A 1,425-nucleotide genomic window follows, 5' to 3' on the forward strand; every position below is an offset into this window, starting at 1 on the left:
TAATGGACAAGACATTTCCGAATATTCATATAACGGAAATATTTATTATGATATGTGCAGAATTAGCAAATTGTTAGAGTGGATAAATGATAATTTAAAATACATTCTTTCAGATGACCCATTTCCTGTTAAGACTAATGCTAAAACGGGAGCAGATATGTGGCTTTATAGTGATGATTATATTCCTGAAAATTATGAACATTCACTGAAGTTCCAAGAAAAAAGACAGAATTGGATTTGGCATCATTCAATTGATTCATGTAAGGATGAGTTTTGTATGCCATTTATTGTGTTTTGTAAAGTTGGAGATAACATGGAAATCACTTGGAATAATATTGATCATAATTATAAAGATGTGGAATTTAGATATAAGTATGGGGTTTGTTATCTGAATTTAAACGATTTTAAATCTGAATTGTATAATTTTATAAAGCGTTTTAATTAATAATTGATGCATTGGTGTAAATGGTGAAACTATATCTGCAACACCAAGTCATCCGTTCTATGTTGACAAGCTTGGCTGGACACTGGCAAGAAGTCTTAAAGCCGGCGATGTACTTGTACTTTCCAATGGTGAGCTTGTAACTGTTGAATGGGTTCAGCACGAAATTCTCGAATCACCTATCAAGGTTTATAACTTTGAGGTGCAGGATTTCCATACTTACTTTGTTGGTGAGTGTGGGGTGCTGGTGCATAATAATTGTAAAAGCGTTGAGGGTGGAGTTGGTTATGATACCTTTGATGACGCCAAAAAGGCATTAGGGTCTCCTGGAGAAGATAAAGCGTGGCATCATATTGTCGAACAAAATCAGATAAAAAAATCAGGGCTTTCTTCTCAAGATATACATAATACAAAAAATCTTGTTTCAATTGATTCGGGTTATTCAGGTAGTGTCCACAGTAAAATTAGTGGATATTATAGTTCCAAACAATCATTTACAAACGGCCAAACAGTAAGAAGTTGGTTAGCGGGTCAAGACTTTGATACTCAGTTTGAATTCGGGAAAAAAGTTCTTGAACAATATGGAACACTTACTCCAACTAAAACAGGGTGGATTTTTAATCAATTTGTTTAGGGGGGTGATTATATGGATAATTATGAGTTTGTTGAATTGTGTATAAAAAAAGGAAACGCAGATGAGTCAGGACAATATAAAATAGGTAACAAGTGCTATTCGCTGTTAATATCGTACTATTATGAGTTAAAAGCAAATGGTGAGTTAAATAGTTTAATGCCTTTACTTAAGCATGAGGAGTGCTATGTAAGATTATGGTCTGCGTATTTTCTACTTAATACAAATAAAAATGAAGCAGAAAAGACTTTAAAAGATTTATGTCAGTTAAAAGGACTAATTGGTATAACAGCTGAAATGACAACAGCTGAAATGACACTTAGTGAATGGAAAAAGGGTAAATTAACTTTAT

The 1,425-nt window shown here is 33.1% G+C and carries 3 protein-coding genes; all 3 read left to right on the forward strand.

What is annotated here, in order from left to right:
* Positions 1-445, forward strand: a 445-nt coding sequence (locus DW793_RS14210; protein WP_181988397.1) for a hypothetical protein, incomplete at its 5' end; no start/stop codon positions are given.
* A 31-nt stretch (positions 446-476) separates the two neighbouring features.
* On the forward strand, positions 477-1,076 hold the full coding sequence (locus tag DW793_RS15575) for a polymorphic toxin-type HINT domain-containing protein (protein ID WP_290126991.1): 600 nt from the start codon (positions 477-479) through the stop codon (positions 1,074-1,076).
* 12 nt (positions 1,077-1,088) lie between these two features.
* The coding region (locus DW793_RS14220; RefSeq protein ID WP_118158538.1) for a DUF2019 domain-containing protein at positions 1,089-1,425 on the forward strand (337 nt) is incomplete at its 3' end.

Source organism: Ruminococcus sp. AM31-15AC (genome assembly GCF_003462045.1).
Taxonomy (GTDB): Bacteria; Bacillota; Clostridia; order Oscillospirales; family Ruminococcaceae; genus Hominimerdicola; species Hominimerdicola aceti.